Here is a 24,777-nt window from a genome sequence, read left to right as displayed (position 1 = left end):
TGACGGTACGGCGGCGGAGGCGGCCGGACGGCGGGGGTGGCGACGGTCGGGTGGTGGAGGTGGCGGGGCGGCCGGACGGACGGCGGGGGTGGTGGCGGCCGGGTGGTGGAGGTGGCGGGGGCGGTCGGGGCGGCCGGCCGCGGTGCGGATGTGGTCCGGCGTCAGCCGATGGGGCGTCCGTACGACCTCAGGGTGCGCAGGGCCTCAATGGTCGCCACGGGACGTGACTCCAGGTCGGTTCCCGGTGCCCAGCGGCGCCATCGGATCGGCCAGCCGCCGTCCTGCTGCTGGTCGGCGGCGAGGAAGTCCAGGGACCGCTCCATCTCGTCGTCGGTGAACCACGCGCGCGCGAGAGAGCCGGGCGTGCGGGCGTAGTCGTGGGGGAAGTGGTGCTCGCCGGGGGCGTAGCCGGGCGGGACCGGGGGCGTGTCGCGACGGTCCGGGTCCAGTACGGCGAGCCGGTGGGCCCGGACCAGGCGGCCGAGACGGTCGGCGGCCGCCTCCGCGCGCGGGCGGTCGGGCGCGGAGTCGAGGAACGCCACGGCGGCCTGGATCTCATAGGGGTGGGACGTCTCCAGGGAGTCCACCGCCTGCCAGCAGAAGTCGGTGGCCCTGAAGAGCCAGGCGTGCCAGACCTCGTTGCCGTGCAGGACGCCCACCGCCGGACCGGTGGCCAGCAGCTCACTGGGCGGGGCGTCCACGATCGGGACGAACGGAGCGGTGGGATAGCCGCGCTGGCTGGGGCGGATCGCCGGGAGCGCGCCGTCGGGGTTGGAGACGGAGGTGAGGTAGCGGCACACCTGTTCCACGCGCCGGCCCGCGCAGCGGCCCAGCGAGTCCAGGACGCGCAGGGCGCGCACCACGTGCAGGGGCTGGCTGACGGGCCCGCGCAGATCGGGCTCCAGCGCGTGGCCGTATCCGCCGTCGTCGTTGCGGTAGGCGTCGAGTGCGGTCTCCGCGGGGTCGGCGCCGCCGTGCAGGAAGTGGTGGGCGAAGAGGCGCTGCTCCAGCACGCGCGCGGTGAGCCAGACGAAGTGCTCGGCGCGGAAGAGCGGGGTGGGCGCCGGGGGCGCCGGGGGGAGTGGGGCTGCTCCGGTTTCGGCCATGGAGCAGACCGTAGGACGGAAAGCGGTGTCGGCAGGCGGTCACGGCCGGGGCCACCCCCGGGGGCGGGATACTGGTGTCATGCGGTTGACGGTCTTCTGGCAGCGGATGGCGGAGCACTTCGGTACGGGCTACGCCGACACCTTCGCGCGCGATCACGTGATGGCCGAGCTCGGCGGGCGGACGGTGCACGAGGCGCTGGCGGCCGGCTGGGACGCGAAGGACGTGTGGCGCGTGGTGTGCGCGGTGATGAACGTTCCGCGGGAGAAGCACTGATCAGCGGTGAAGATCGCGGAGGGCTCTCCGATTGTCGGTGCGGTGGGCGAGACTTGAGCCGTGGCACCCACTGACGAGTCCGGGCAGGCCGGCCCGCACACCTCCCCGTCGGACACGACGTCGCCCGCCCTGCCTCCGGACGGCGGCGTGGCCGCGTCGGGCGCGCGCATGCCCCGATGGCTCCCGCGCGCGATGGTGCTCGCGCTCGCCCTCTTCGGCGTGTTCCAGCTGGGCACCTGGGCCTTCCACCAGGTCATAGGCCTGCTGATCAACATCCTCATCGCGTTCTTCCTGGCCCTGGCCATAGAACCCGCGGTGAGCCGGATGGCCACCCACGGCATACGCAGGGGGCTCGCCACCTTCCTGGTCTTCCTCGGCCTGCTGATCGTGGTCGCGGGCTTCTTCACCCTGCTCGGCTCGATGCTCGCGGGACAGATCATCAGGATGATCGAGGGCTTCCCGGAGTACCTCGACTCCGTGATCAACTGGATCAACACGACGTTCCACACCGAGCTCAGACGCGTGGACATCCAGGAGGGACTGCTCCACTCGGACTGGCTGAAGAGGTACGCGCAGAACAGCGCAGCCGGTGTCCTGGACGTGTCCACGCAGGTCCTCGGCGGCCTCTTCCAACTGCTGACGATCGGGCTGTTCTCGTTCTACTTCGCCGCCGACGGACCCCGGCTGCGCCGCGCGCTCTGCTCCGTCCTGCCGCCCGCACGGCAGGCCGAGGTGCTGCGCGCATGGGAGATCGCCGTCGACAAGACCGGCGGCTACCTGTACTCGCGCGGACTGATGGCGCTGATCTCCGGAGTGGCCCACTACGTCCTGCTGGAGGCGCTCGGCATCCCGTACGCGCCGGTCCTCGCGGTGTGGGTGGGGGTGGTGTCGCAGTTCATCCCGACCATCGGCACGTATCTCGCGGGCGCGCTCCCCATGCTGATCGCCTTCACGGTCAGCCCGCTGTACGCGGTGTGGGTGCTGATCTTCGTCGTGGTCTACCAGCAGTTCGAGAACTACATGCTCCAGCCCAAGCTGACCTCGAAGACCGTCGACATCCACCCTGCCGTGGCCTTCGGCTCGGTCGTCGCCGGCACCGCCCTCCTCGGCGCGGTCGGCGCGCTGATCGCCATCCCCGCGGTCGCCACACTGCAGGCGTTCCTGGGCGCGTACGTGAAGCGGTACGCCGTCACGGACGACCCCCGGGTGCACGGTCACCGCAGACGGGGCGAGGGGCCGGGGCCGCTCGCGCGGGCGCGACAGCTGTGGTCCAGGTCGCGGGAGCGCATCGCGGGACGGCGGCGGAAGTCCGGCTGACGGCCTCGCGGCCTCGCGGCCTCGCGGCCTCGCGGCCTCGCGGCCTCGCGGCCTCGCGGCCTCGGGGCTTCCCGGCCTCGGGGCTTCCCGGCCACGTTGCCGCGAGCCGCGGATCTGTGACATCCGGCGGGGCGTACGTGTCCGGGCAGTGCTCGGTGTGCCGCGCGGTGCGCTTGACACGAAAATCGAACATCCATTCTTATTGGGGTTCCGGCAGGGCTCTCGGTGGGGATTTCGTCCTGGTTTGGGTAGGAAGGCAACCGAGTTATCCACAGGCCGGACCGGCGTCGGGGCGCATTGTCAGTGGCAGGCGTTAGCGTCTTTGACGTGAAGCGATCGACTCAAGCAAACCGGGTGGAACCCATGGCAGGAACCGACCGCGAGAAGGCCCTGGACGCCGCACTCGCACAGATTGAACGGCAATTCGGCAAGGGCGCGGTCATGCGCATGGGCGAGCGGTCCAAGGAGCCCATCGAGGTCATCTCGACCGGGTCGACCGCGCTCGACGTGGCCCTCGGCGTCGGCGGTCTGCCGCGTGGCCGCGTCGTGGAGATCTACGGACCGGAGTCCTCCGGTAAGACCACGCTGACCCTGCACGCCGTGGCCAACGCCCAGAAGGCCGGCGGCCAGGTCGCGTTCGTGGACGCGGAGCACGCCCTCGACCCCGAGTACGCGCGCAAGCTCGGCGTCGACATCGACAACCTCATCCTCTCCCAGCCCGACAACGGCGAGCAGGCCCTGGAGATCGTGGACATGCTGGTCCGCTCCGGTGCCCTCGACCTGATCGTCATCGACTCCGTCGCGGCGCTCGTCCCGCGCGCGGAGATCGAGGGCGAGATGGGTGACAGCCACGTCGGTCTGCAGGCCCGCCTGATGAGCCAGGCCCTGCGGAAGATCACCAGTGCGCTCAACCAGTCCAAGACCACCGCGATCTTCATCAACCAGCTCCGCGAGAAGATCGGTGTGATGTTCGGCTCCCCCGAGACCACGACCGGTGGCCGGGCGCTGAAGTTCTACGCCTCGGTGCGCATCGACATCCGCCGCATCGAGACCCTGAAGGACGGCACGGAGGCGGTCGGCAACCGCACCCGCTGCAAGGTCGTCAAGAACAAGGTCGCGCCGCCCTTCAAGCAGGCCGAGTTCGACATCCTCTACGGCCAGGGCATCAGCCGCGAGGGCGGTTTGATCGACATGGGCGTGGAGCACGGCTTCGTCCGCAAGGCCGGCGCCTGGTACACGTACGAGGGCGACCAGCTCGGCCAGGGCAAGGAGAACGCCCGCAACTTCCTGAAGGACAACCCCGACCTCGCCAACGAGATCGAGAAGAAGATCAAGGAGAAGCTGGGCGTCGGTGTGCGCCCGGAGGAGCCCGCCGCCGAGCCGGGCGCGGACGCGGCGGCCGCCACGGGCACGGCCGCCGACGACGCCAAGACGGTTCCCGCTCCCGCCGCCAAGGCCGCCAAGACCAAGGCCACGGCTGCCAAGAGCTGACCCGTGACACGACGAACGGACTGGGCCGAGTACGACGCCCACCCCGGCGTCCCCCGGGAGCCGGGGAGCCGGGACGGCGCCGGCCTCGCCCGGGGCGGCGACGACCGGCCGGCCGACGGCCGCCGCTACGGGAGCGACGGAACCCACCGCGACGGAACCGGCCCGGCCGGAACCGACGACGACGGCCGGCGCCGTGACGGCAGGAGCGGGTGGGGCGGCGGCCGGGCCGAGCGCGGCGGTGACGGCGGCCGGGGCGGTGCACGCGGCGAGCGGGGACGCCGTCGGCGCGGTTTCGGGGAACCGTCCACCGAGGACGAAGGCACCTTCACCTCGTCGAGGGCCGGGAAGGGGGAGCCTTCTGGGGACCCGGCTGAGCGGGCACGGGCGATCTGCCTGCGCCTGCTCACCGGGACCCCGCGCACGCGGAAACAACTCGCCGACGCGCTGAGCAAGCGGGAGATTCCGGACGACGTGGCCGAGGAGGTGCTCTCCCGCTTCGAGGAGGTCGGGCTCATCAACGACAGCGCCTTCGCGGACGCCTGGGTGGAATCCCGGCACCACGGCCGTGGACTGGCCCGGCGCGCACTGGCGCAGGAACTGCGGACCAAGGGTGTCGACTCCACGCTGATCGACGAGGCGGTCTCCCAGCTCGACTCCGAGCGTGAGGAAGCGACCGCCCGTGAACTCGTCGACCGCAAACTGCGCTCGACCCGCGGCCTCGACCGCGACAAACGGCTCCGCCGTCTCGCCGGGATGCTCGCACGCAAGGGCTACTCCCAGGGCATGGCCCTGCGCGTGGTCCGGCAGGCGCTGGAGGAGGAGGGCGAGGACACGGAGTTCCTCGAGGACGGGGACTTCTGAGGCCTTGGCCCGGCCCTGGCCCGGCACTGGGCCCTGGCCCCGATCCGGCCCTGGCCCCGATCCGACCTTGGGTCCCGATCCGGCTCTGGCCCCGGCACTGGGCCCAGACGGGGGCGTCGGGCCGCGGTTCGCCGTTCCCGGGCTGATGACTCCACCCTCCCCGTCGTCGACACGCTGGCCATGTCCGTCTCCGAACGGGTGAGGGAGTTCGCGCTGCTGCGTCTCGCCGGGGCGCCCCGCCGTCAGGTGCTGGGCATGCTCCGCATCGAGGCCCTGTCCCTGCTGCTCCTCGCCACGGCCCTGGGCAGCGCCGTCGCCCTGTCCGTCCTGACGGCGTTCAGCGTCGGCATGACGGGCCGGGCGGCGCCCCCGGTCACACCCCTCGCCTACGTCACCGTCGTCGCCGGGGCCGCGCTCGTCGCGACCGCGCTGCCCGGCCGTGTGGCGCTCAGGATCCCCGCGGTGACGGTGGCCAGGGCCGAGGAGCGACCCGGGCGGAGCGGCCCGCCCCGACCGTCGAGCGTTCGAGGCTAGGTGATGCCGCGCCGGACGAGCCCCCTGCGGAGCGCAGGATTACCTTGCGCTCCCGGGAGGGTGAGGTCCCGACGGCCCGGTTGTACCGTCTGCCTCCGTCGCGCCGCCGCAGGGAGCCCTCGGTCCCGTGCGAACCCCCGGCCTCGTACGACCCTCCTGCCCACACAGCCGCCGCGACCCGCACATCCCACTTCACCTCGCGCATCCGACTCCACCTCGCACGCCCCACTTCACTCGCACGTCCCCCTCGCACATCGCACCTGCCACGCCACCCGCACATCCCATCCACCTCGCACGCCCCACTCCACCCGCACGTCCGACTTCACCCCCCGCACGTTCCTCCCCTCCCCCCGGCACGTCCCTCCCACTACACCCGCACGTCCGAAAGGCGCCCAGCCATGCCCGTGTCCGTCCGCTCCCGAAGACCGCTGGTCGCCTCCGCCCTCGGCATCTGCCTGTTGAGTGGTTGCGGAGTGTGGGCGCCGCAGGAGTCCACGGGCGGGGTCACCGGGCAGATCACGCTCGGCTTCGTCAACGGCGGCACCTCCGAGTTCCACACCTGTCTGCAGGAGTCCGTCCGGCTCACGGCCCGCAACAACAACGTGGAGCTGCTCACGGCGAACTCGCGTCAGGACGCCGAGACGGAGGCCGCCAACATCGAGGATCTGATCGCCTCGGACGTCGACGCCCTGATCGTGCAGACCGTCGACGTGGACGCCCTCAAGGGCGACATCGCCGAGGCCAGGAAGGCGGGCGTGCCGATCTTCCTCACCTCGGTCACTCCCGACGACACCTCCGACATCCTCGGTGCCGTCGTCGTCGACCTGGAGGAGGTGGGGAAGCTGGACGCCGGGTGGATCGAGAAGGACGCCGGCGGCCGCGCGGTGTCGGTCGGGGTGATCGCGGGAGCCCCCGGCGCCGCCTCCGACGTTCTCGTCGACGCCTTCACCGACGGCCTGCCGGACAGCGCCGAGGTCGTCGCCAGCCGGCCCGGCATGTACGACCCCGACACGGCGCGGACCGTGGCCGCGGACATGGTGCGGGCCCATCCCGACCTGGACTACGCGTTCATCGCCAACGAGGAGATGGCGTTCGCCGCCCGGAAGGCCTTCGACGCGGCCGGCGCGCAGGACGTCCGGATCGTTACGGTCAACGGCACCGACGAGGCGCTGGCGGCGCTCAAGGACGGCCGGTTCTCCGCCACCGTCTCCAACTCGGCCGCCGACACGGGCGAGCTGGCGGTGGAGAACGTCATCTCCCTGCTCCGCAACGAGCGGGCCGACAAGATCGAGGCCACACCCGTCCGCCTCGTCACCGCGGACAACGCGGACACGGCCCCGCTGTACTGCCCGCCGGCCGGCTGAGCCCCACGCGCGCGTGGGGCCCCGCTCGCCCCGCTCTACGGCGTCACCGGCAGCCCCGCCGCCCGCCACGCCTGGAACCCGCCCACCAGGTCGGTGGCCCGGTGCAGCCCCAGCCGGTGCAGGGAGGCGGCGGCGAGGCTCGACGCGTAGCCCTCGTTGCAGACCACGACGATCCGCAGGTCGTGGCCGGTGGCCTCGGGGGCGCGGTGACTGCCCTGCGGGTCGAGGCGCCACTCCAGTTCGTTGCGTTCGACGACCAGGGCTCCGGGGATCAGACCGTCCCGCTCGCGCAGGGCGGCGTACCGGATGTCCACGAGCAGCGCCTCGCCCGCGTGGGCGGCCTCGTACGCCTCCCGGGCCTCCACGCGCGCGTACCCGGAACGCACCTGTTCGAGCAGCTCGTCGATGCCCGGGGGCCGCTCATCGCTCACTGCCAGTCCTCCGGGCGCTCGACCTGCTCCAGGCGCAGGACCTGTCCGGTGCGGCTGTAGCGGCGGATGCGGGGCAGCGGCGGGTAGTAGGCGTGCACGGAGATCGCGTGTTCCTCCGTGGACTCGTTGAGCACTTCGTGGACGTGGTGGTGTCCGAAGGCGCGGCCCTTTCCGGCCGGAAGCCGGCGCTCCCGGTCCACGCCCTCCGTCAGCTCCAGGGTCTTCCAGCCGTCGGTGGGCAGTCGCGCGGCGAGCGAGTGCTCCTTCAGCTCGCCCCGCGCGGTGAGGAAGGCGCCCAGCGAGTCGGCGTGGTCGTGCCAGCCGGTGCCGGTGCCGGGCGGCCATCCGATCAGCCAGGCCTCGCTGCCGCCGGGTCCCTCCAGGCGCACCCAGGTGCGGCCCTCGGGGTCGAGGGGGAGCGAGGCGATCAGATCGGTGTCGGCGGCCGTCCGCCGGACGAAGTCGAGGAGGTCCGCCTGCGTGGGAGCGGCGACGGGCGCGGCGGCAGGGGCGGAGGCAGGGTCGACTGAAGGGGAGACAGACACGTGTACCGTCCTGGGAACGTTCGCGGAGGAGCGCGCGGCGGCGCGGGAGCGCTCGGCGGGGCGCGCAGGGGGAGAAAGACGCGAATTCAGCAGGACGGACGACACACGCAGCCCGCGTAGCGGACGAGGTCCATATGGACCCTCCGCCACAGGCGCACGTCGGTGTCGGTCACGATCCGGAGTACACCATGCCGGTGCACACCGGTCAACTCGCTGTCACCATGCGGACCGCACGGTGACGGTGCGTGCCGGCGGTCGGCCGTCGATCGCGGAAGCCCTCGATCGCGGAGGCCGTCGATCGCGGAGGCCGTCGATCGCGGAGGCCGTCGATCGCGGAGGCCGTCGCTCGTACCGCTACTTCGCCCCCGCCCCGGCCCCGGCGCCCGCCCCGGCGTCGGCCCCGGCTCCGTCCTGCGCGCCGGCCGGGCCGCCCACCGCCGCCTCCGCCGCCGCGTACAGGTCGGCCGGGCGCACCCCGCCCAGCGCCGCGACGAGATGGCCGTCGGGCCGGATCAGCAGGACCGTGTGGGCGGCCGCTCCCGGGTAGCTCTCGGCCACCAGCAGCTCGGCCGGACAGGGCAGCGCGGTCACGGCGGCGGCGAGCCGGGGCATGACCCCGGCGCCCACCCAGTGCTTGCGCTCCCACACCCCCGTGCCCGGTGCGATCAGCAGGACGAGCAGGGCGCCCCGGCCCAGCCGGTCCTCCAGCCGTACGGAGGAGCCGTCCTCCGCCGTCACCCGTACGTCCTCCACCGGCGAGCCGGGGAGCGTGTCCACGGAGACCTCCGACTCCAGCCGCCCGGGCGCGAGGGGGGAGGCGGCGTAGGTGCCCGGCGCGCCCAGCGGGCCGCGGCCCAGATGACCGTCCGTGAGCAGCGCGTCGTGACCGCGGCCGGAGCCGGGGACGTACGCCCTTATGCCGCCGCCGCTCCGCAGCAGCGGCAGTGCCTGGTCGGCGGCGCGCAGCCGGGCGGCGACCACCGCGCGGCGTTCCGTCTGGTAGCTGTCGAGCAGTCCCTCGTGCGGCCCGTGGTGCCAGGCGAGGGCCAGCTTCCAGGCGAGGTTGTCGGCGTCCCGCAGGCCCTCGTCGAGGCCCTGGGTGCCGAGCGCGCCGAGCAGGTGGGCGGCGTCCCCGGCGAGGAAGACCCGTCCCGCGCGCCAGCGGCGGGCCAGCCGGTGGTGGACCGTGTGCACCCCGGTGTCGAGCAGTTCGTACACGGGGGCCGTCTCGCCGCTCCAGCCCGTGAGGGTCTCGCGGATCCGGCCGACCAGCAGCTCGGGCGTGACGAGGTCCTTGCCGGGCGGCAGCAGCCAGTCCAGCCGCCAGACGCCGTCCGGCAGCGGACGTCCGGTGACTTCCCCGACGGACGGCCCGGACGTCCGCCAGGGCGGCATCCGGTGGAGCACCGCCTCACCGGTCCAGGGGAGTTCCGTGCGCAGCGCGGCGACGGCGTGCCGTTCCACCGCCGTACGGCCGGGGAAGCGGATGTCCTGGAGCTTGCGGACCGTGGAGCGGGGGCCGTCGCAGCCGACCAGGTAACTCCCGCGCCACCACGTGCCCCGGGGGCCCCGGGTGTGGGCCGTGACGCCGGAAGGTTCCTGCTCCAGGGTGTCCAGGCGGCTGTCCACGGCGATCCGCACCAGCCGCTCGCGCGCGAGGGCCGCGCGCAACGCGCCCGTCAGCACGTGCTGGGCCAGGTGCAGCGGGGCCGGTCCGCCGTCCTCGAAGGTGATCTCGCGCGTCACCTGCCGGCGCCGCATCGCCCGCCATCCGGTCCAGCGCAGCCCGGCCCCGGCCAGGGACGTTCCGGTGAGCCGCTCGACGAGGGCCGTGGTGTCCTGGCGCAGGACGACGGTGCGCGCGAGGCGCGGCTCGTCCTTGCCCGGGCCCTCGTCGAGGACGATCGAGGGAACCTCCTGACGTGCCAGTGCCAGGGCGAGCGTGAGCCCCACGGGCCCCGCTCCGACGATGATCACCGGTTCCACGGCGTGGCGCCCCCTGCCCGCGACGGTGTCCTCAGGGACGTGGGTGAACAAGAGGTTGGAGCAGGGTGCACGATCACAGAACGTATGCAACCCATTGCCACCGCTTGCGTCAAGCGACGGAGGCAGTGGCGAGCACGCCACTGCCTCCGTACAGGTCACACCGCCTGAGTGCGCGTCAGGCCTTGTCGACCGGGGCCGCCCCGTGGAGACCGCCTACCTCCGCCGCGTTGATGTCGTCGACGTCCTCGGCGCCGAGCACCGCGCCCGTGCCGCGCTTGCTGCGCCGCAGCCGGCCCTCCAGCCAGGAGGCGAAGGAGGTGAGGAGGAAGTTCAGGACGATGAAGATGATCGCCACGACGATGAAGCTGGGGATGACGTTGGCGTAGTTGGCCGCCAGCGTGCTGCGCGCGTTCAGCAGTTCGGTGAACCCGAGCATCACGCCGCCCAGCGCGGTGTCCTTCACGATGACCACGAGCTGGCTGACGATGGCCGGCAGCATCGCGGTGACCGCCTGCGGCAGCAGGATGCTGGTCATCGTCTGGCCCTTGCGCAGACCGATCGCGTACGCGGCCTCCGTCTGGCCCCTGGGCAGGGCGAGGATGCCGGCCCGGACGACCTCGGCGAGGACCGAGGCGTTGTACAGCACCAGGCCGGTGACGACGGCGTACAGGGGCCGTTCCTCGCTGCTGACGCCCGTGGAGCGGACGTAGAACTCGTTGGCGAACAGCATCAGCAGCAGTACCGGGATGGCCCGGAAGAACTCGACCACCACGCCGGCCGGGACGCGCACCCAGCGGTGGTCGGACATGCGGGCGATGCCGAAGAACGCGCCCAGCGGGAGCGCGATGACCATGGAGAGCGCCGCGGCCTTCAGGGTGTCGCCGAGGCCGGGCAGCAGGTAGGTCGTCCACGCCTGGGAGGTGGTGAACGGCTCCCACAGCGCCCATTCGAGCTGGTTCTTCTCGTCCATCTTCTGCCAGATCCACCACAGCGCCAGGACGAGGAGGACCACGAAGAGGACCGAGAGGAGGACGTTGCGCCGCTGGGCGCGCGGTCCGGGGGTGTCGTAGAGGACCGAGCTCATCGCTTCACCGCCAGTCGCTTGCCGAGCCAGCCGAGCAGCAGGCCGGTGGGAAGGGTCAGGACCACGAAACCGAAGGCGAAGACCGCGCCGATGGCCACCGTCTGGGCCTCGTTCTCGATCATCTCCTTCATCAGGTAGGCGGCTTCGGCCACGCCGATCGCGGCCGCCACCGTGGTGTTCTTGGTCAGGGCGATCAGGACGTTGGCCAGGGGGCCGATGACCGAGCGGAACGCCTGGGGCAGCACGATGAGCGACAGCGTCTGGGTGAAGCTCAGTCCGATCGCGCGCGCCGCCTCGGCCTGGCCGAGGGGCACGGTGTTGATGCCGGACCGGATCGCCTCGCAGACGAAGGCCGCGGTGTAGGCGACCAGACCGAGCACCGCGAGACGGAAGCCCTGGAGTTTGAAGTCGTCGGCCGCGCCCATCGTCATGCCGAAGATGTCGGCGAGGCCGAGCGAGGTGAACACGATGATGACGGTCAGGGGGATGTTCCGGACGATGTTGACGTAGGCGGTGCCGAACCCGCGCATCAGCGGGACCGGGCTGACCCGCATCGCGGCCAGCAGGGTGCCCCAGACCAGGGAGCCGACGGCGGAGAGGAGGGTCAGCTTGACCGTCATCCAGAACGCCGCGAGGACGTCGTAGCCTTCAAGAAAGTCGAACACGATCTCCCGCGCTTCCGGGTGTGTGGCGTACGTGGAGGGAGGGCGGACGCGCACCGCCGTGATCGCGGCGGACGGCGGCGCGCCCGCGGAACCCCACGTCGGCCGCGGGATTCCGGGTCCGGTCGGCGTCCTCCCGTCGGCCCGCGCTTCGGGCGGACGACGGGAGGGCGCCGGCGGGACCTACGGCAGCGAATGCCGTATGGCGTGCGGAGGACGCCTTGCGTGACGACGCCTTACTTGACGACGACACCGATCTTCGGCGCCGGCTCGTTCTCGTAGTTCGCCGGGCCGAAGTTGGCGTCGACCGCCTTCTCCCAGGAGCCGTCGGAGACCATCTTCTCCAGCGCGGTGTTGATCTTGTCGACGGTGGCGGTGTCGCCCTTCTTGACGCCGATGCCGTAGTTCTCGTTGCTGAGCTTCTCGCCCACCAGCTTGAACTGGCCCTTGTACTTGTCCTGCGCGGCGAAGCCCGCGAGGATCGAGTCGTCCGTGGTCAGCGCGTCGACCGCGCCGCTCTGGAGACCGGCGACGCACTCCGAGTAGCCGCTGTACTCGCGCAGGTTGGCCTTCGGCGCGATCTTGTCCTTGACGTTCTGCGCCGAGGTCGACCCGGTCACCGAACACAGGTTCTTGCCGTTGAGGTCCGCGCCCTTGGCGATGTCGGCGTCGGCCTTGACCAGCAGGTCCTGGTGGGCCAGCAGGTACGGGCCGGCGAAGTCGACCTTCTGCTTGCGCTCGTCGTTGATCGAGTACGAGGCCACGATGAACTTCACGTCGCCACGGGCGAGCGCGTTCTCGCGGTCGGCGCTCTTGGTCTCGACGAACTCGATCTGGTCCGCGTCGTAGCCGAGCTGCTTCGCCACGTAGGTCGCCACGTCGACGTCGAAACCGGAGAAGGAACCGTCCGGCTCCTTCAGGCCGATACCGGGCTGGTCGTACTTGATACCGATCTTGATCTTCTCGCCGCCGCTGGACCCGGAGCCGCTGGAGGCGTCCTTGTCGTCGCCGCCGCACGCGGTGGCGGACAGGGCGAGGGCGAGGACGGCGGCCGAGGCGGCGGTGACCTTGCGAAGCTTCATGGTGAACTTCCTTTGGGTGGTGCCTTCGGATGACGAAGGGATACGGGCCGTCGAAAGGCGGGTGACGCAGGTCGTCGGGCGCGCCGGGGCGCGTCAGTGGTGCAGGATCTTCGACAGGAAGTCCTTGGCGCGGTCGCTGCGCGGGTTGCTGAAGAACTGGTCGGGCGCGGCCTGTTCGACGATGCGGCCGTCCGCCATGAACACCACGCGGTTCGCGGCCGACCGGGCGAAGCCCATCTCATGGGTCACGACGATCATGGTCATGCCGTCCCGGGCGAGCTGCTGCATGACCTCCAGCACCTCGTTGATCATCTCCGGGTCCAGGGCGGAGGTCGGCTCGTCGAAGAGCATGACCTTCGGATTCATGGCCAGCGCCCGCGCGATCGCCACGCGCTGCTGCTGGCCGCCGGAGAGCTGTGCGGGGTACTTGTCGGCCTGGGTGCCCACGCCGACCCGGTCCAGCAGCTCGCGGGCCTTCTCCGCGGCCTGCTTCTTGTCGGTCCTGCGGACCTTGATCTGGCCCAGCATCACGTTCTCGAGCACCGTCTTGTGCGCGAACAGGTTGAAGGACTGGAAGACCATGCCGACGTCGGCGCGCAGCCGGGCCAGCGCCTTGCCCTCCTGGGGCAGCGGCTTCCCGTCGATGGTGATCGTCCCCGCGTCGATCGTCTCCAGGCGGTTGATGGTGCGGCACAGGGTGGACTTCCCGGACCCGGAGGGTCCGATGACCACGACGACCTCACCGCGCTCGATCGTCAGATCGATGTCCTGGAGAACGTGCAACGCGCCGTAGTGCTTGTTGACGCTCTTCAGGACGACCAGTTCGCCGGGCGCGGCCGCGTCTTCCTTGGCCACCGATACTTCGGTCATCGCTCTCAGGCTCCGTCCTCCTCGGTTTCGGAGGACAGTAGTAACCAGTCTCGACCAGCGTCATTACATCTGAGAAAGATCTGAGCATCACGATCCGATAGCAATCGGACACGTGTCGTAGCACTCGAGATCAGCGCGCGTATCGGCCGGGTAACGGAAGCCGCGCGCAACCGGAACGCACTTGACGGCGTCCTCGTCCATCAGCGTGACTGCCATGGTGCGCACGGGGGTGCGCACCGCTGTCGCGCGCGGAACCGAACGCCCCGGGTGCACGACCGGGTCCACCGGGCGGGGCCGTACGACCGATGAACCGAAGGGGGCCGGGATGCGGCTGCTGCTCGTCGAGGACGACAACCATGTCGCCGCCGCGCTGTCCGCGGTCCTGAGGCGGCACGGTTTCGACGTCACCCACGCGCGCAGCGGCGAGGAGGCGCTCCGCGCGCTGGTCCCGGAAGGCCCCGGTTTCGGTGTCGTCCTGCTCGACCTCGGCCTGCCCGACCAGGACGGCTACGAGGTCTGCGGCAAGATCCGCAAACGCACCTCCACCCCGGTCATCATGGTGACGGCCCGCTCCGACGTGCGCTCGCGCATCCACGGCCTCAACCTCGGCGCCGACGACTACGTGGTGAAGCCCTACGACACCGGGGAGCTCCTCGCCCGGATCCACGCCGTCAGCCGGCGCACCGTCCCCGAGGACCCGGCCGAGGCCGGCGAGGGCGCGCTCAGCCTCGGGCCGGTGCGGATCGAACTGCCCACCCGACGCGTCACCGTGGACGGGACGGTGGTCCAGCTCACCCGCAAGGAGTTCGACCTCCTGGCCCTGCTCGCGCAGCGCCCCGGCGTCGTCTTCCGCCGGGAGCAGATCATCAGCGAGGTGTGGCGCACCAGCTGGGAGGGGACGGGACGCACCCTGGAGGTGCACGTCGCCTCCCTGCGGGCCAAGCTGCGCATGCCCGCGCTGATCGAGACCGTACGCGGCGTCGGCTACCGGCTCGTCGCCCCGGCCGGGTAGCGGGGACCGTTGCGCACACGTCTCCTGCCGCTGCTCATCGTGCTGATGGCGGCCGTGCTGCTCGCGCTCGGCGTGCCCCTGGCCGTCAGCGTGGCCGGCGCACAGCAGCAGAAGGTCGTCGTGGACCGTATCGACGACACCGCGCGGTTCGCGGCCCTCGCCCAGTTCGTCACCACCCCGCCCGCCGGCTCCGGCGAGGCGTCCACGTCCAACGACGAGCGGCGCGCGACCCTCGGCCGCGAGCTGACCAGCTACTACGAGGTCTACGGCATTCGCGCCGGGGTCTTCTACCGCAGCGACACCCCCATGGCCCATGCGCCGAGGGACTGGTACCTCCCCGAGACGGGTGAGGTCAGGGACGCGTACGAGGAGGCCTTCCTCAGCCGCCGGAGCCACGACCCGCGGCAGGTGTGGCCGTGGCAGCGCAACCGCCTGGTGGTGGCGTCCCCGGTGATCCGCGACGGTGACGTCGTCGCCGTCGTCGTGACCGACTCGCCCACCGGCGCGATGCGGTCGCGGATCCTGCACGGGTGGCTGGTGATCGGCGCGGGCGAGATCGCCGCGATGCTGCTCGCCATAGGAGCGGCCCTCCAGCTGACCGGCTGGGTGCTCAAGCCCGTACGCGTCCTGGACACCACCACCCACGCCATCGCGAGCGGCCGTCTGAAGTCCCGGGTCGCGGTCGCCAGCGGCCCGCCGGAACTCAGACGCCTGGCCCGGTCGTTCAACGAGATGGCGGACAACGTCGAGGACGTGCTGGAGCAGCAGCGCGCCTTCGTCGCCGACGCCTCCCACCAGTTGCGCAACCCGCTCGCGGCGCTGCTGCTGCGCATCGAACTGCTCGCCTACGAACTCCCGGAGGGCAACGAGGAGATCGCCTCCGTCCAGAACGAGGGAAAGCGTCTCGCCCAGGTCCTGGACGACCTGCTCGACCTCGCCCTGGCCGAGCACAGCGAGGCCGACCTGCGGGTCACCGACATCGGCGCGCTGGCCGCCGAGCGCGTCGCGGCCTGGGCGCCCACGGCCGAGGCCAAGGGCGTCCGCCTGCTGGGCGACTGCCCGCCCACCACGGCCTGGGCCGACCCGGTCACCCTGTCCAGCGCCCTGGACGCGGTGATCGACAACGCGGTGAAGTTCACCCCGGAGGGAGAGAGCGTGGAGGTGGCGGTCGCGGCCGACGGCGAGACCTCCACCGTCGTCGTCACGGACAACGGACCCGGTCTGAACGACGAGGAACTCGCGCGCGTCGGCGACCGGTTCTGGCGCAGCGGCCGCCACCAGAACATCAAGGGCTCCGGCCTCGGCCTGTCCATCTCCCGGGCCCTGCTCGCGGCCGGCGGCGGTTCGCTGTCCTACGACCGCCACGAGCCCACCGGGCTCAGGGTGACGGTGTCGGTGCCGCGGTCGCGGCCCCTGGCCTGAGCCCGCCGGGGGCCGGGTCCGGCCACGGCACGGCCCCGGAGACGGGCGCGTCCACGGCGTCGAGGAGAGAGGCTCGTCCTACGGCTGACGGACCGGTCTGCGGCGTGACGGCCGGTCTACGGCGTGACGGCCGGTCTACGGCGTGACGGCCGGTCTGCGGCTTGACGGACCGGTCTATCTACGGCTTGACGGACCGGTAGTAGCGTCGTGCGCCCTCGTGCAGGGGGAGCGGGTCGGTGTAGATGGCGGTGCGCAGGTCGACCAGCTGGGCGGAGTGGACGTGCGCACCGATGCCGTCCCGGCTCTTGATCACGGTCCGGGTCAGCCACTCGGTGAGCCGGGCATCGGTGTCCGTGCGGGTCATCAGCAGGTTGGACACCGCGATCGTCGCCACGGTGGCGCCGTTCTGGACGGTGGGGTAGGCCGACTCGGGCATGTTCGTGGCACGGTAGTAGCCCGCGGTGTCGTCCTGCTCGTGCATCTTGGCGACCAGCGCGGCGTCGATCGGCACGAACCGGAAGCTGAATCCGTCCGCCAGCTTCTCCAGCCCGGCCGTCGGCACCCCGCCGGACCAGAAGAACGCGTCGATCGTGCCCTGCTTCAGCTGCTCCGGCCCGGTGTCGATGCCCTCCGACACCGCACTGAGGTCCTTCGCCGGGTCCAGGCCCGCCGCCTTGAGCACCCGGTTGGCGATCAGCCGCACACCCGAGCGGGGCAGGCCCGTCGCGACCGTCCTGCCCTTCAGGTCGGCGACGGACCGGACGTCCGAGTCGCGCGGCACGACGAGCTGGACGTAGTCGTCGTACAGCCGCGCCACACCGCGCAGCCGGGCGGCCGAGCCGGGGTACTGCGCCTCGTACGCGGCGACCGCGTCGGCCGCGGCGATGGTGAAGTCCGCGCGGCCCTCCGCCACGCGCGCGACGTTCTCCTGCGAGCCGTTGCTCGTCGTCAGGTTCACGTCGAGGCCGGGCATGTCCTCGGCGAGCTCGGTGCGCAGACGGCTGCCGTACTCGTAGTAGACGCCGCTCGTCGTGCCCGTGCTGAAGGTGATCGATCCGCTCGGCGGATCCTCGCCCAGGGGCAGCAGCCACCACAGCAGCAGCCCGAGCACGACGGCGCCGGCGGCCGCGCCCTGGAGGGCCCGGCGCCTGCCGACAGGGGGGAACACCGTGGACATGAGCGCGATCCTGCCAGGCCGGGACGGGGACTGGCCAGGGCGGGGTGCACTCGCCCGGGACCGGCCGGGTGGGGTGCACTCGCCCGGGACCGGCCGGGTGGGGTGCACTCGGCCCGGACCGACCAGACGGGGCTCATATCCGGCGGACCGGCTGGGTGGGGTGCACTCGCCCGGGACCGGCCGGGCGGGGTGCACTCGGCCCGGACCGACCAGACGGGGCTCACACCCGGCGGGCCGGCCGGGGCGGGGGTTCACACGGTGCGGACCGGCCGGGCGGGGGTTCACATGGTGAGGTCCAACGGGGGCGGGTTCGTACCCTGCGGACTGGCAAGGGCGCGGCTCACACCCCGTGGCGGAAGGCGGCGGGCGGTCGGGGGGCGGGGGTGTCAGTGGGCGTCGCTACAGTCGGTGCATGAGTTCCTCGCCCGCCGACCTGGTCCGTGAGTTCCACCGAGCCTGCGGGCTCGACGTCCGCAGTACGCCCACGGAGGTGTCGCCCCGGCTCGCCGCGCACCGCGGGGAGCTGCTCGCCGAGGAGGCCGCCGAGGTCGCCGAGGTCTCGGTGAGCGGCCCGCTGGACCGGCTGGCGCACGAGCTGGCCGACGTGGTGTACGTCGCCTATGGGACGGCCCTGGTGCACGGCATCGACCTCGACGCGGTGATAGCCGAGATCCACCGTTCCAACATGACCAAGCGGGGCCCCGACGGCCGGATCGCCCGCCGCGCCGACGGCAAGGTCCTCAAGGGCGAGCACTACGAGGCCCCGGACGTGTCGGCGGTGCTGCGGCGCCAGGGGTGGGTCGCGGGCGGGGCGGACTGAGGGGCGGGGACGCGCCCACCGCGCCCAACCGCGCCCACGGCGCCCACCGCGCCCACCGGAGGTGCCGGCGCGGGCCCGCCCGGCGTCCGGACGGGCCCGCCTGCCGTCAGTCACCGACGCGGGATCCGGCCCGTACCTCGGCCGGCGGCCGTGCCGGGCTCTGGGGCGTGCCCCGCCGCCGTGTCCACCACGACGCCAGCGGTTCCGTGTAGCGGGCGGTGAGCGGTCCCACGACGACCAGGATCAGGACGTACGCCGTCGCCAGCGGGCCCAGCGAGGGCTCGATGCCGGCGGTGACCGCCAGCCCGGCGATGACGATCGAGAACTCGCCGCGCGCCACCAGCGCCCCGCCCGCGCGCCAGCGGCCCCGGACCGAGATCCCGGCACGCCGGGCCGCCCAGTAGCCGGTGGCGATCTTCGTCGCCGCGGTGACGACGGCCAGCGCGAGGGCCGGCAGCAGGACCGGCGGGATGCTCGCCGGGTCCGTGTGCAGCCCGAAGAAGACGAAGAAGACGGCGGCGAACAGGTCCCGCAGCGGGCTCAGCAGGGTGTGCGCGCCCTCGGCGACCTCCCCGGACAGCGCGATGCCCACCAGGAAGGCGCCCACCGCCGCCGACACCTGGAGCTGCTGCGCCACACCGGCGACCAGGATCGTCAGGCCGAGGACGACGAGCAGCAGCTTCTCCGGGTCGTCGCTCGACACGAACCGGGAGATGACCCGGCCGTAGCGCACCGCCGCGAACAGCACGAGACCCGCGACGCCCAGCGCGATCGCCAGGGTCACGCTGCCGGCCGCGAAACCGACCCCCGCGACCAGCGCGGTGACGATCGGCAGGTAGACCGCCATCGCCAGGTCCTCCAGCACGAGGACGCTCAGGATCACCGGGGTCTCCCGGTTCCCGACCCGGCCCAGGTCGCCCAGGACCTTGGCGATCACCCCGGACGACGAGATCCAGGTGACGCCGGCGAGGACCACGGCGGCCACCGGCCCCCAGCCGAGCAGCAGCGCGGCGGCCGCACCCGGCAGGGCGTTCAGGGCGCAGTCCACGAGACCGGACGGGTAGTGCGCCTTGAGGTTGGAGACCAGATCGCTCGCCGTGTACTCCAGGCCGAGCATGAGCAGCAGCAGGATGACGCCGATCTCGGCGCCGATGGCCACGAACTCCTCGCTCGCGCCGAGCGGCAGCAGCCCGCCCTCACCGAAGGCCAGACCGGCCAGCAGGTACAGGGGGATGGGCGAGAACTGGAAACGGGCCGCGAACCGGCCGAGCAGGCCGAGGCCCAGGATGATGGAACCGAACTCGATCAGCAGGACGGCGGAGGAATGCACCGGTTCACCCCCGCCCGAGTATCGCCGCGGCCGCGTCCACGCCCTCACGGGTGCCGATGACGATGAGGATGTCGCCTCCCGCCAGCCGGAAGTCCGGCGCCGGTGACGGGATGGCCTCGGCCCGCCGCAGCACCGCCACGATCGAGGCGCCGGTCTCCGTGCGCATCCGGGTGTCGCCCAGCAGCCGCCCGTTCCAGCGCGAGGTCGTGGTCACCTCCACGCGCTCGGCGACCAGTCCCAGGTCCGTGGTGTACAGCAGGCTCGCGCTGTGGTGGGAGGGCTTGAGCGCGTCGATCAGCGCGCCCGCCTCGGAGCCGGTCAGCCGCAGGGACTGGGCGCAGGAGTCCGGGTCGTCGGCGCGGTACACGCTCACCGTCCGGTTGCCGTCGCGGTGCGCCACCACGGACAGGTGCCGTTGCTCCCGCGTCACGAGGTCGTACTGGACGCCGATCCCTGGCAGCGGGGTCGTGCGAAGACGCGGAGCAGACACGTTTCTTCTCCTTGTGGAAGTGAGGGCCGACGTCGTGGTCGACGTGGTGCCGGTGGGGTCGTGTTCCCGGGGCCGGGATCCCGTCGCGGCCGACCGCCCACGGGTGCCCGGAGCAGCCATGCTGCCATCCCCCCGTACGGTGGCGACATGGGTGTCGCGACGGATGGACAGGATCGGTGCAGGACGGAGAGGCTGGTCACGGCGGTGCCATGGACGAGGACCCGGCGGACTGCTGGGCCCGGGAGAGGAGGATCCGCGCACGTGTCGCTGTTCTGGCGGATCTTCGCCCTCAACGCCGCCGGCCTCGTCGTGGCCACCGCGCTGCTCCTCGGGCCGATCACCGTCTCCACGCCCGTGCTGCCCGGCGAGGTGCTCGTCGTGGTGGCGGGCCTGGCCGCGCTGCTCGCCGTCAACGCGGTCGTCCTGCGCGTCGGTCTGGCCCCGCTGGGGCGGCTGGGCCGGGCCATGGCCGGCGCCGACCTGCTGCACCCCGGGGCCCGGGCCGTCGTCTCCGGGCCGGTGGAGACGGCCGAACTGATCACGACCTACAACGCCATGCTCGACCGGCTGGAGGCCGAGCGCGCCACCAGCGCCGCGCGCGCCCTGTCCGCGCAGGAACGTGAGCGCCACCGCATCGCCCGGGAACTCCACGACGAGGTCGGCCAGACCCTCACCGCCGTGCTCCTCCAGCTCAAGCGTGTCGCCGACCGCGTCCCGGAGGGACTGCGCGAGGAGGTGGGCCAGGCGCAGGAGGCCACCCGCGCCGGCCTCGACGAGATCCGCCGTATCGCCCGGCGCCTGCGCCCCGGCGTCCTCGACGAGCTCGGCCTGACGAGCGCCCTGCGCTCGCTCGCGGCCGAGTTCACCACCCACGGGCTGACGGTCCGGCGCGACCTGCGCGGCGGTCTGCCCCCGCTGACCGAGGAGACGGAACTGGTGCTGTACCGCGTCGCCCAGGAGGCCCTCACCAACACCGCCCGGCACTCCGGCGCCGACCGCGCCGACCTCAGCCTCCGCCCGGTCGCCGGCGGCGTGGAACTCCTCGTCCGGGACAACGGCACCGGTCTCGGCCCCGCGGCCGAGGGCGCCGGCATCCGCGGCATGCGCGAACGGGCCCTGCTGGTCGGAGCCACGCTCACCCTCACACCCGGCGCCGAGGGAGGGACGGACGTACGGCTGCGGATCGGACGGACCCGGAGCGGGGAGGGCCCTGGGGCAGTGACCGGGGAGGGCTCGGGGGCAGTGACCGGGGAGGGCCCGGGGGCAGTGACCGGGCAGGGCTCAGGGGCGGTGACCGGGGAGGGGCCGGGAGCCGTGACCGGGGCGGGCCCGGGGGCAGTGACCGGGCAGGGCTCAGGGGCGGTGACCGGGGAGGGGCCGGGAGCCGTGACCGGGGCGGGCGCGGGAGCAGAGCTCGGGGAGGGCCCGCGGACCGGCACCGAGGGGTGGCTTCCCGCCGACGCGGCCTGCGGCACCCGAGCCGTCGGCCGGGGGGCGGGCCGGTTCCGAGCCGCCGCCTTGCGTGACCGCCCCGCGGCCACCCCCGGCGGCCGCCGATGACCCACGAGACGCCCCCGCTCCCGCCCGCTCCGCCGACCGCGTCCGCTCCGCCGCGTACGTCCGCTCCGCCGCGTACGTCCGCTCCGCCGGCCGCGTCGTCTCCTCCCGCCGCGTCGGCATCTCCGGCCCGGCCGGCCCCGCCGGTATCTCCGGCCGCGCCCGCCCCTCCCGTCTCGCCCGCTTCTCCGGCCGCGCCCGCCCCTCCCGTCTCGCCCGCTTCTCCGGCCGCGCCCGCCCCTCCCGTCTCGCCCGCTTCTCTGGCCGCGCCCGCTTCTCTGGCCGCGCCCGCTTCTCTGGCCGCGCCCGCTTCTCTGGCCGCGCCCGCTTCTCTGGCCGTGCCCGCTTCTGCGGCCTTGCCCACTCCCCTGACCGCGTCCGCCCCTCCCGTCTCGCCCGCACCCCCAGCCCCGCCGGTCCGTGTGCTGCTCGCCGACGACCACACACTCGTACGCCGGGGCGTGCGGCTCATCCTCGACGGTGAACCGGACCTGACGGTCGTGGCCGAGGCCGGGGACGGGGCCGAGGCCGTGGAGCGGGCCCGGGCCGGGGACATCGACCTGGCCGTCCTCGACATCGCGATGCCCCGCACCACCGGGCTCCAGGCGGCCCGGGAACTCTCCCGCCGCCTCCCCGGCCTGCGCATCCTCATCCTCACCATGTACGACAACGAGCAGTACTTCTTCGAGGCCCTCAGGGCCGGCGCCGGCGGCTACGTCCTGAAGTCGGTCGCCGACCGGGACCTCGTCGAGGCGTGCCGGGCGGTCATGCGCGACGAGCCGTTCATCTACCCGGGCGCGGAACGGGCGCTCGTACGCTCCTACCTCGAGCGGCTGCACCGGGGGGACGGCATCGAGGGGCTGCCCGAGCGGCCCATCACCGAACGCGAGGAGGAGATCCTCAAGCTCGTCGCCGAGGGCCACACGTCGAAGGAGATCGGCGTGCTCCTCTTCATCAGCGCGAAGACGGTCGAGCGGCACCGCGCCAACCTCCTCCAGAAGCTGGGCATGCGCGACCGTCTCGAACTCACCCGCTACGCCATCCGGGCGGGCCTCATCGACCCCTGACGGCTCGTGCCACCCGCCCGGGAGGACCCGGAGCCCCTCCCGGCGCCGGCATTGGCCATTTGTGGTGCTCCCGGCGGGCCACCATCTTTCGCGAGCCCCTGGAATGCGTAACCATGAAGGGGGACGCCTGTGCCGCCGGTCTGACAAGGGGGACGAGCTGTGGATCTGTCGGCACCCGATGTCGAGACCGAGCTGGTGGATCTCTCGGAAGTGCCGCTGGCAGCCGTCGGCTCCCTCGCGTCCGCCGGGCTCGTCGAGGAGGCCCGTCGTCTGCTCGCGCTCGTCGACGAACCGCCGACGCTGGGCAACTCGTCGGTCGGTTGCTGACGTGGCCCGTGTGCCCCGGGCCGGTCCGTGGTGAGGAGAACCATGTCGGACCAGGGAGCCACCTCCTCCGTGGGGGGAACCGGGGGAACCGCGCCCGACCCCGGCCCGTCACCCCCCGCTCCGGCCCGTCACCGGCTGACGACGGAGCATCTCGTGGACCTCGCCCGGGGCGGCGGCCGGGACACCGTCGCGGTGCTGCGGTCCGGCCAGCGCAGCCGACGGCTGGTCCTGCTGCGGGCCCTGGTCGAGACGCTCGACGGGCACCCCCCGCCGGACGCCTCCTTACCGGCGGCACAACACGCCTGGGACCTCCTCGCCGCGGCGGAGACCGCGAACCGGCCGGCCGTGGAGGCGGTCCTGCTCCATCCGAGCGTGGGCAGCTGGCTCGCCCGCACCCTGCGCGCCCTGCGTCCCGGCGCCGGCTCCCCGGCTCCGCACGACGCCCTGGCCGACGCCCGGCAGGTGCACGCCCTGGCCGCCGCGGCAGCCCTCAGCGCCCGCCTGCGGTTCACCGCCCGCGTGCCCGTCCTGGAAGCCGGAGTGCTGCTGCCGTCGCTGGGCGGCGCCCCGCTCCCGCGCCCGACGTCCGCACCGGCGGTCGAGGTCTACCGGGACGCGAGGGGCGCCGGGGTGCGATGGCCCTCGGGCACCGTGCCCCTGCCCGACGACCTCACCGAGGACGCGCCCGGCTGGTGGGCCCTGCGACGGCTACGCTCGACCGGTGAGCGGCCCCCCGGCTCCCTGGTGCTGGACGATCTCGACCCCTGGCGGCACTACCTGCGCCGGCTGCCCGTCGAGCGGCTGGACGACACGGAGGCGGCCACCTGGCAGCGTCTCTACCGGGCGGCCTGGCGGCTCGTGGCCGGGCAGCGGCGCATCGACCCCGCCGGTGTCGCGGACTGCCTGCTCGCCCTCACCCCCCTGCCCGACCGCAGCCCCGCGGAACTGTTCAGCGGCAGTGCCCCCGAGGCGTACGGGGGCGTGCTGATGACCAGGCCCGCCGAGCCCGCCGAACTGGCCGCGGCGCTCGTCCACGAGGCGCAGCACATCAAGCTCAGCGCGCTCATGGACATGGTGACCCTGCTGAGCGGTGGACTGGAGGAGGTGCACTACGCGCCCTGGCGCGCCGACCCCCGGCCGTTGAGGGGGATGCTGCACGGCGTCCACGCGTTCCTCGGCGTGGCGTCCTTCTGGCAGGCCCGCCGTGAGCAGGGCGGGCTCGGGGACGCCGAACTCGCCCGGGCGGATTTCGAGTTCGCGTTGAGCAGGGGGCAGGTGGAGGAAGCGCTGGGCACCCTGTGGGCCGAGGGGACGCTGACCGGCATGGGGGAGCTGTATCTCCGGGAGGTCGGGGACACGCTCGCCGCGTTGCTGGAGCAGCCCGTTCCCCGGGAGCCGGCCCGGGCGGCCCAGGAGGCGCGCGACGACCACCGGACGGTGTTCCGGCTGTCCCACTCGCGCTGCGACTCCGCGCGGGTGAGCGCCTGGGCGGACGCCCTGGTCCGCGGGGAGCCGGCGCCCCGCCGCTTCCCCGAGGTGCGCCGGCGGACCGGGCCCGTGGTGCCCGACGTCCGGACGCGGCTCGTGCGCGTGCGCCTCGGCGACCCGGAGCGCTTCGCGCGGCTGCGGGCGGATCCGGTGGCGGGGGCCGGAGCCTCGGCGACGGACTACGCCTGGGCGGCGGGCGACCGGGCCGCCGCCCTGGCCGGCTACCGGCACCTGGTCGCGGAGGACCCCGACGCCCCGGCCGCCTGGGCCGGGCTGGGGCTGAGCCTGCCCGAGGGGCAGGCCCGTGAGGCGCTCCTGCACCATCCCGAACTGGTCGCCTCCGTCCACCGGGAACTGCTGCGCCGGGGGAGCGGGCGCACCCCGGAGGCGGTCGCCGCCTGGATCGGGGAGGCCGGCGCCCGGGCCCGGAGCGGGCCCGGGGGAGGCTGACCCGGTGCCCGGCCGTCCCGGACGGCCGGA

At 72.9% G+C, this 24,777-nt stretch carries 23 protein-coding genes and 2 pseudogenes; 13 read left to right on the top strand and 12 right to left on the bottom strand.

Annotated elements, in window-relative coordinates:
• Positions 1-161: 161 nt before the first annotated feature.
• Positions 162-1,106: a hypothetical protein gene (locus ACFYWQ_RS13595; protein WP_389515873.1), complete on the bottom strand. Its 945-nt coding sequence runs from the start codon at positions 1,104-1,106 to the stop codon at positions 162-164.
• A 79-nt stretch (positions 1,107-1,185) separates the two neighbouring features.
• On the opposite strand from ACFYWQ_RS13595, the gene ACFYWQ_RS13590 reads away from it, so the two are divergent.
• The 6 genes and pseudogenes from ACFYWQ_RS13590 to ACFYWQ_RS13565 all read left to right on the top strand — a co-directional run bounded on the left by ACFYWQ_RS13590 (position 1,186) and on the right by ACFYWQ_RS13565 (position 6,947).
• Entirely contained in the window at positions 1,186-1,380 is a 195-nt protein-coding gene (locus ACFYWQ_RS13590; RefSeq protein ID WP_389515871.1) for a DUF3046 domain-containing protein, read from the top strand.
• Between the two features lie 60 nt (positions 1,381-1,440).
• Entirely contained in the window at positions 1,441-2,697 is a 1,257-nt protein-coding gene (locus ACFYWQ_RS13585) for an AI-2E family transporter (protein WP_389515869.1), read from the top strand.
• 363 nt (positions 2,698-3,060) lie between these two features.
• A complete protein-coding gene (gene recA / locus ACFYWQ_RS13580) occupies positions 3,061-4,188 on the top strand; it encodes a recombinase RecA (RefSeq protein WP_389515867.1) in 1,128 nt (375 codons plus the stop codon).
• A 3-nt stretch (positions 4,189-4,191) separates the two neighbouring features.
• Positions 4,192-5,049: a recombination regulator RecX gene (gene recX / locus ACFYWQ_RS13575; protein ID WP_389515865.1), complete on the top strand. Its 858-nt coding sequence runs from the start codon at positions 4,192-4,194 to the stop codon at positions 5,047-5,049.
• Between the two features lie 162 nt (positions 5,050-5,211).
• Positions 5,212-5,583 (top strand): annotated as a pseudogene (locus ACFYWQ_RS13570) (FtsX-like permease family protein); the annotation flags it as partial.
• A gap of 398 nt (positions 5,584-5,981) precedes the next feature.
• On the top strand, positions 5,982-6,947 hold the full coding sequence (locus ACFYWQ_RS13565; protein WP_389515863.1) for a sugar ABC transporter substrate-binding protein: 966 nt from the start codon (positions 5,982-5,984) through the stop codon (positions 6,945-6,947).
• Positions 6,948-6,982: 35 nt separating this feature from the next.
• Here the strand turns inward: ACFYWQ_RS13565 and ACFYWQ_RS13560 are convergent, their stop codons facing one another.
• From ACFYWQ_RS13560 to ACFYWQ_RS13525, 8 genes are all read right to left on the bottom strand, one after another.
• Positions 6,983-7,384, bottom strand: coding sequence for a rhodanese-like domain-containing protein (locus tag ACFYWQ_RS13560; protein WP_389515966.1), 402 nt, complete (start codon positions 7,382-7,384; stop codon positions 6,983-6,985).
• Positions 7,375-7,923, bottom strand: a complete 549-nt coding sequence (locus tag ACFYWQ_RS13555; RefSeq protein ID WP_389515862.1) for a cysteine dioxygenase — start codon at positions 7,921-7,923, stop codon at positions 7,375-7,377. The genes ACFYWQ_RS13560 and ACFYWQ_RS13555 overlap by 10 nt, the downstream gene beginning before the upstream one ends.
• Positions 7,924-8,009: 86 nt before the next feature.
• Complete coding sequence (locus tag ACFYWQ_RS13550; RefSeq protein WP_309544753.1) at positions 8,010-8,081, bottom strand: putative leader peptide; 72 nt, start codon at positions 8,079-8,081, stop codon at positions 8,010-8,012.
• Positions 8,082-8,277: 196 nt separating this feature from the next.
• Complete coding sequence (locus ACFYWQ_RS13545; protein WP_389515860.1) at positions 8,278-9,909, bottom strand: FAD-dependent monooxygenase; 1,632 nt, start codon at positions 9,907-9,909, stop codon at positions 8,278-8,280.
• A gap of 175 nt (positions 9,910-10,084) precedes the next feature.
• A complete protein-coding gene (locus ACFYWQ_RS13540) occupies positions 10,085-10,993 on the bottom strand; it encodes an amino acid ABC transporter permease (RefSeq protein WP_389515858.1) in 909 nt (302 codons plus the stop codon).
• Positions 10,990-11,658, bottom strand: coding sequence for an amino acid ABC transporter permease (locus ACFYWQ_RS13535; RefSeq protein WP_389515857.1), 669 nt, complete (start codon positions 11,656-11,658; stop codon positions 10,990-10,992). Before ACFYWQ_RS13535 ends, ACFYWQ_RS13540 begins: the two co-directional genes overlap by 4 nt.
• Positions 11,659-11,891: 233 nt before the next feature.
• Complete coding sequence (locus ACFYWQ_RS13530; protein ID WP_389515855.1) at positions 11,892-12,737, bottom strand: glutamate ABC transporter substrate-binding protein; 846 nt, start codon at positions 12,735-12,737, stop codon at positions 11,892-11,894.
• A 93-nt stretch (positions 12,738-12,830) separates the two neighbouring features.
• The gene (locus ACFYWQ_RS13525) at positions 12,831-13,607 is read right to left on the bottom strand and encodes an amino acid ABC transporter ATP-binding protein (RefSeq protein WP_389515853.1); all 777 of its coding nucleotides are present in this window, start codon (positions 13,605-13,607) and stop codon (positions 12,831-12,833) included.
• 325 nt (positions 13,608-13,932) lie between these two features.
• Between ACFYWQ_RS13525 and ACFYWQ_RS13520 the strand changes: the two genes are divergently transcribed.
• Both ACFYWQ_RS13520 and ACFYWQ_RS13515 read left to right on the top strand, forming a co-directional pair.
• Complete coding sequence (locus ACFYWQ_RS13520; protein ID WP_389515850.1) at positions 13,933-14,619, top strand: response regulator transcription factor; 687 nt, start codon at positions 13,933-13,935, stop codon at positions 14,617-14,619.
• 9 nt (positions 14,620-14,628) lie between these two features.
• Positions 14,629-16,041: an ATP-binding protein gene (locus tag ACFYWQ_RS13515; protein WP_389515848.1), complete on the top strand. Its 1,413-nt coding sequence runs from the start codon at positions 14,629-14,631 to the stop codon at positions 16,039-16,041.
• Between the two features lie 178 nt (positions 16,042-16,219).
• Here ACFYWQ_RS13515 and ACFYWQ_RS13510 read toward each other — a convergent pair whose 3' ends face one another.
• Positions 16,220-17,218: a TAXI family TRAP transporter solute-binding subunit gene (locus ACFYWQ_RS13510; protein WP_389515846.1), complete on the bottom strand. Its 999-nt coding sequence runs from the start codon at positions 17,216-17,218 to the stop codon at positions 16,220-16,222.
• A 412-nt stretch (positions 17,219-17,630) separates the two neighbouring features.
• On the opposite strand from ACFYWQ_RS13510, the gene ACFYWQ_RS13505 reads away from it, so the two are divergent.
• The gene (locus tag ACFYWQ_RS13505) at positions 17,631-18,038 is read left to right on the top strand and encodes a MazG nucleotide pyrophosphohydrolase domain-containing protein (RefSeq protein ID WP_389515844.1); all 408 of its coding nucleotides are present in this window, start codon (positions 17,631-17,633) and stop codon (positions 18,036-18,038) included.
• Between the two features lie 106 nt (positions 18,039-18,144).
• Here the strand turns inward: ACFYWQ_RS13505 and ACFYWQ_RS13500 are convergent, their stop codons facing one another.
• Both ACFYWQ_RS13500 and ACFYWQ_RS13495 read right to left on the bottom strand, forming a co-directional pair.
• Positions 18,145-19,368: a cation:proton antiporter gene (locus ACFYWQ_RS13500; RefSeq protein WP_389515842.1), complete on the bottom strand. Its 1,224-nt coding sequence runs from the start codon at positions 19,366-19,368 to the stop codon at positions 18,145-18,147.
• Between the two features lie 4 nt (positions 19,369-19,372).
• On the bottom strand, positions 19,373-19,858 hold the full coding sequence (locus tag ACFYWQ_RS13495) for a cation:proton antiporter regulatory subunit (RefSeq protein WP_389515841.1): 486 nt from the start codon (positions 19,856-19,858) through the stop codon (positions 19,373-19,375).
• Positions 19,859-20,119: 261 nt separating this feature from the next.
• Between ACFYWQ_RS13495 and ACFYWQ_RS13490 the strand changes: the two are divergent.
• From ACFYWQ_RS13490 to ACFYWQ_RS13475, 4 genes and pseudogenes are all read left to right on the top strand, one after another.
• Positions 20,120-21,043 (top strand): annotated as a pseudogene (locus ACFYWQ_RS13490) (histidine kinase); the annotation flags it as partial.
• 728 nt (positions 21,044-21,771) lie between these two features.
• On the top strand, positions 21,772-22,482 hold the full coding sequence (locus ACFYWQ_RS13485) for a response regulator (protein ID WP_389515839.1): 711 nt from the start codon (positions 21,772-21,774) through the stop codon (positions 22,480-22,482).
• Between the two features lie 159 nt (positions 22,483-22,641).
• Entirely contained in the window at positions 22,642-22,809 is a 168-nt protein-coding gene (locus ACFYWQ_RS13480; RefSeq protein ID WP_389515837.1) for a hypothetical protein, read from the top strand.
• 42 nt (positions 22,810-22,851) lie between these two features.
• Positions 22,852-24,747 (top strand): HEXXH motif domain-containing protein, encoded by a 1,896-nt coding sequence (locus ACFYWQ_RS13475; protein ID WP_389515835.1) that lies wholly within the window; start codon positions 22,852-22,854, stop codon positions 24,745-24,747.
• The last annotated feature ends 30 nt before the right edge of the window (positions 24,748-24,777 follow it).

Origin of the sequence: Streptomyces sp. NPDC003247 (assembly GCF_042888135.1) — a bacterium.
Classification (GTDB): Bacteria; Actinomycetota; Actinomycetes; order Streptomycetales; family Streptomycetaceae; genus Streptomyces.
This window is presented reverse-complemented; position numbering and strand designations above follow the sequence as displayed.

Bases quoted from the DNA above. Each gene is read 5' to 3' on its own strand.
- ACFYWQ_RS13525 (WP_389515853.1), bottom strand. From the start codon at position 13,607: ATGACCGAAGTATCGGTGGCCAAGGAAGACGCGGCCGCGCCCGGCGAA.
- ACFYWQ_RS13505 (WP_389515844.1), top strand. From the start codon at position 17,631: ATGAGTTCCTCGCCCGCCGACCTGGTCCGTGAGTTCCACCGAGCCTGC.
- ACFYWQ_RS13510 (WP_389515846.1), bottom strand. From the start codon at position 17,218: ATGTCCACGGTGTTCCCCCCTGTCGGCAGGCGCCGGGCCCTCCAGGGC.
- recA (WP_389515867.1), top strand. From the start codon at position 3,061: ATGGCAGGAACCGACCGCGAGAAGGCCCTGGACGCCGCACTCGCACAG.
- ACFYWQ_RS13530 (WP_389515855.1), bottom strand. From the start codon at position 12,737: ATGAAGCTTCGCAAGGTCACCGCCGCCTCGGCCGCCGTCCTCGCCCTC.
- ACFYWQ_RS13540 (WP_389515858.1), bottom strand. From the start codon at position 10,993: ATGAGCTCGGTCCTCTACGACACCCCCGGACCGCGCGCCCAGCGGCGC.
- ACFYWQ_RS13520 (WP_389515850.1), top strand. From the start codon at position 13,933: ATGCGGCTGCTGCTCGTCGAGGACGACAACCATGTCGCCGCCGCGCTG.
- ACFYWQ_RS13565 (WP_389515863.1), top strand. From the start codon at position 5,982: ATGCCCGTGTCCGTCCGCTCCCGAAGACCGCTGGTCGCCTCCGCCCTC.
- ACFYWQ_RS13590 (WP_389515871.1), top strand. From the start codon at position 1,186: ATGCGGTTGACGGTCTTCTGGCAGCGGATGGCGGAGCACTTCGGTACG.
- ACFYWQ_RS13475 (WP_389515835.1), top strand. From the start codon at position 22,852: ATGTCGGACCAGGGAGCCACCTCCTCCGTGGGGGGAACCGGGGGAACC.
- ACFYWQ_RS13595 (WP_389515873.1), bottom strand. From the start codon at position 1,106: ATGGCCGAAACCGGAGCAGCCCCACTCCCCCCGGCGCCCCCGGCGCCC.